The organism is Burkholderiales bacterium (assembly GCA_035518095.1).
Lineage (GTDB): Bacteria > Pseudomonadota > Gammaproteobacteria > Burkholderiales > JAHFRG01 > JAHFRG01.
In genome coordinates this window covers 1-3,972 of the sequence record DATIXX010000011.1, presented here as the reverse complement: position 1 = coordinate 3,972, position 3,972 = coordinate 1, and the positions used below count along the sequence as shown (strand labels likewise).

Genomic DNA, 3,972 nt, shown 5'->3' with positions numbered 1-3,972 from the left:
ACCGGCTCGCTGGGTCACGGCATGGGTATGGCTACGGGGATGGCTTACGCGGACAAAATTCAAAAGAAAGACTGTCGCGTTTACTTGGTTCTCTCAGACGGAGAAATGCAGGAAGGTTCAACGTGGGAGGCAATGATGATGGCGGCCAATTTAAACCTTGGCAACTTGGTTGCCTTTCTGGATCTCAATGACTTGCAGGGATTGGGACGCACTTCGGAAACGCACCCGCATTTCTATCCGGTTCTCGATAAAGTCCGCGCTTTCGGCTGGGAAGCGGTTGAGGTTAACGGCCATGATGCCGCGGCGGTTTACGATGCAGTGAAATCGCGCCAGGGCAAACAGCCTTTCTTCGTAGTGGGCAAAACCGTCAAAGGCAAGGGCGTGTCCTATATGGAGCACGTCGCGATTTGGCACTACCGCTCGCCTAGCAAGGAAGAATACCAGAGGGCGCTCGCCGAGCTCACCGAGGTGGCAATGTGAGAAACACTTTTGCGAATACCTTCTTTGAGGCGGGTCAGCAGGACAAGCGCTTATGCGTCGTGGTGGCTGACATTTCGCCAGCGGGTGCGATGGATAAATTTCGGCAGACTTTTCCCGAGCGCTTCATCAACACCGGTGTCGCCGAGCAAATCATGATCGGGATGTGCGCGGGCATGGCGCTGAGAGGCCTGCGCCCATTTGCATACACCATCGCCACATTTGCATTATTCAGACCATATGAATTTGTACGCGACGATCTTTGCTATCAAAACCTACCGGTGACAGTGGTCGGAATCGGCGGTGGGATCACGTACTCTACACTCGGCGGAACGCATCATGCTCAAGAGGACATTTCTCTTGCCTCTGCCCTTCCCAATATGGCGGTGATTGCTCCCTGCGACCCGGCGGAAACGCGTCTGGCTACACTATGGTGCACGCAACAGGAAAGGGGCCCGGTTTACCTGCGGCTCGGCAAGGCCGGCGAGCCGGATCTGACCGGAAATGCAATTGATTCGTTCGAATTTGGCAAATTGCGCTATATCAAGCGCGGCAACGACGTTTGCATTTTTGGTTACGGCCCAATCCTTAGGCTTGGCCTTGAGCTCGCCAAGAAGTTCGAAGCGCGCGGCGAAAGCGTCTCGCTAGTTTCGACGCACACCGTAAAACCGCTTGATGTCGATGGAGTTGTAGAAGCATTGCGCCGCCACAAGCAGGTGGTGGTGATAGAAGAAACGGCACCGTTTGGCGGCCTTGGTCCGAGAGTTAAGGAAATCGCACTGGATACAGGGGCCCAATGCCGGGTAGACACCTTCGCTCTTCAAGACGCCTTCATTCACAATTACGGTTCCCACGGTGAGCTTCAGGCAGCTCACGGTCTCGATATCAAGAGCATCTCTGCTAAGTTGGGTCTCTCGTGACGCTATGCGCGATTAGCGTTCCTGCTTCATACAGCGGTTTCAGCAACCGCTGGATTAGAAATTAACGACTCTGTTGCGCGTTTATTTAATGTGCGTGAGTTGCATCATGTGCGCGACATGCTAATGGATAACAATTTGCTTCTAACAGCCGAGAGCAAGCTTAAAGCCGCAGATGCAGTAGCGGCGCTCATCGTACTTGAAGATGGGCGCTACGTTATGCAGCTCAGGGACCCGCTCCCGGAAATTTTCTATCCCGACCACTGGGGCTGTTTCGGGGGCGCGGTTGACGAAGGGGAAAATCCCGTTCAGGCGCTGCGCAGGGAATTGATTGAAGAACTCGATTTCGAGGTTGTGGATGCCAACGAGTTTATCCGTTTCGATTTTGACCTGAGGAAATTGGGGCAAAAAAAAGTTTACAGGATATATTACGAAATTCTGGTTCCAGTGATATCGTACACGCGTTTTAAACTGCACGAAGGCGCGCAACTCAAGGCTTTCTCAGGAGCGGAAATTCTCAGCGGGCCACGCGTCACGCCCTACGATGCCTATGCGATTTGGTTGCATATGCGCAGGTCGCGGTTCCAGCCGTGATGCTAGGTTGAAGCTGCCGGCACGGCCGAGAGCAATAACGCAGCACATGGGCGTAATTACGGGCCGCATCTCGGAATCGGCTTGGCCGATTACGCGTGCGCACGGTATATTAATAATAAGTAGTTTTTGGAGCGCTTTCTTCGCCGGAAAACTATGGGGGATAACCGAAAGTTTATTTCGCCATTCAGACGAATAATACCGGCTTTGATATCAGCTCACGCCCTTTTTTTTTCCTTAGTTGACCGCATCCGCAAGCGTAGACTGGCGCGCAAAGCGATCTCGGTTGTCTTGTTTCCAGTCGAGTTAATCTTATCAGTGCCACTCTATCTGGCGCGCATCAGATTTCTTCGCGTCGCACTCGGAAGGATAGGACATCTCGCCTTGGAGCCGGATATTTTTGTAAAGGAGCAGCTCCTGGGATTGAGCAAGCGCTGCCATGGCGTAATCGTTAGTCCGCCGGGCACCGCCGCCAATGAATGTTTGCTTGAGTATTGGCGCCGCTTTATCTGGGTCGTGCGCCACCCCTTTTGGGCCATAATTCTGGCCCGATTTTATAGGTTTTCGTATCTGCACTACGATCTGAATCGCTACGTTGTGGCGATCAACGAGACGGTGCCCTTCGTAGCCGTGCAGCGGGCTTGGGGAAACCGCCCTGCTCTGTTGACCCTAGAAGAGAAGCATCGGCGCGAGGGCCGAGCGAGGCTCGCGGAGCTAGGCGTACCGTCCGACGCGGAGTTCATCTGCTTTCACTGCCGCGAAGGAGGTTATTCGCCGTCCGACGAGCACTTGCACTCGTTTAGGAACGCAAGCGTTGAGAACTATCTTTCGGCGGCCTCGGAGCTTGCATTGCGGGGTTTTTGGTGCATACGCATGGGTGACCCTACCATGCGCCGCATTGCGCCGATGGAAAGGGTGATCGACTATGCGCACCTAGACATTCGTAGCGACTGGATGGACGTCTTCTTATGCGCTAGCTGCAGATTCTTCCTGGGTAGCACATCCGGGCTTGCGCACGTAGCTCTCGTTTTTGGAAGACCATCAGCTATGGCGAACCAGGTGCCCTTGTCGATGACATTGCAGTTCGGCATGAGCGATCTGGCGATCCCCAAGCTGCTGTGGTCCGAGATTGAAGAGCGGGAACTTACGTTCCCTGAGATTTTCCGCTCCGACGCTGCGAATTTCCGGTACACGGCGCTCTATAAGGAGCGTCGCGTCAGGCTGGTCGAGAATACGGCTGAGGACATCCGGGACCTGGCCTTGGAGATGCTCGAACGCGCCGAAGGTCGCGCCATCTATTCGACGGAGGACGAAGAACTACAGCGGCGCTTCAAGGCCCTCATGCGGCCCGGCCATTATAGCTTCGGAGGAATTAATCGGATTGGCCGCGATTTTCTGCGAAAATATGCATATTTGCTTGAGAACCATTCAGGGTAAATCATGAAGTGCGTTATTTTAGCCGGGGGACTCGGCACGCGTATTAGCGAGGAATCGTACTTGAAGCCCAAGCCGATGATCGAGATCGGCGGCAAACCGATTATCTGGCACATCATGAAGATCTATTCGGCGTACGGGATCAATGACTTCATTGTTTGCTTGGGCTACAAGGGCTACGTCGTCAAGGAGTACTTTGCCAACTACTTCTTGCATATGTCCGACGTCACCCTGGACATGGCCCGCAACAAGATGGAGGTCCACCAAAAAGGCGCGGAGCCGTGGCGGGTTACGCTGTTGGATACCGGAGAGAACACCCAGACCGGCGGGCGGCTCAAGCGCGTCAAATCGTATCTGGGCAAGGAGCCGTTCTGCATGACTTACGGTGACGGTGTGGCGGATATCGATATCCCCAAGTTGGTCGCTTTTCATAAGAAACAGGGCACGCTCGCGACGGTAACCGCGGTTCAGCCGCCCGGACGTTTTGGTGCGCTCAAGGTTAACAAGAGCAACAAGATTACCCGTTTCCAGGAGAAGCCGGAGGGCGATGGCG

General features: G+C 54.3%; 5 protein-coding genes. All 5 read left to right on the top strand.

What is annotated here, in order from left to right; genetic code table 11:
• Positions 1-480 (top strand): thiamine pyrophosphate-dependent enzyme (locus VLV32_02680; protein ID HUL40803.1); only part of this gene is annotated, 480 nt, incomplete at its 5' end.
• Positions 477-1,397 (top strand): transketolase C-terminal domain-containing protein, encoded by a 921-nt coding sequence (locus tag VLV32_02675; protein ID HUL40802.1) that lies wholly within the window; start codon positions 477-479, stop codon positions 1,395-1,397. The genes VLV32_02680 and VLV32_02675, both read left to right, overlap by 4 nt.
• A gap of 123 nt (positions 1,398-1,520) precedes the next feature.
• Positions 1,521-1,988 (top strand): NUDIX domain-containing protein, encoded by a 468-nt coding sequence (locus VLV32_02670; GenBank protein HUL40801.1) that lies wholly within the window; start codon positions 1,521-1,523, stop codon positions 1,986-1,988.
• A 315-nt stretch (positions 1,989-2,303) separates the two neighbouring features.
• Positions 2,304-3,422 (top strand): TIGR04372 family glycosyltransferase, encoded by a 1,119-nt coding sequence (locus tag VLV32_02665; GenBank protein HUL40800.1) that lies wholly within the window; start codon positions 2,304-2,306, stop codon positions 3,420-3,422.
• A 3-nt stretch (positions 3,423-3,425) separates the two neighbouring features.
• The coding region (gene rfbF / locus VLV32_02660) for a glucose-1-phosphate cytidylyltransferase (GenBank protein ID HUL40799.1) at positions 3,426-3,972 on the top strand (547 nt) is incomplete at its 3' end.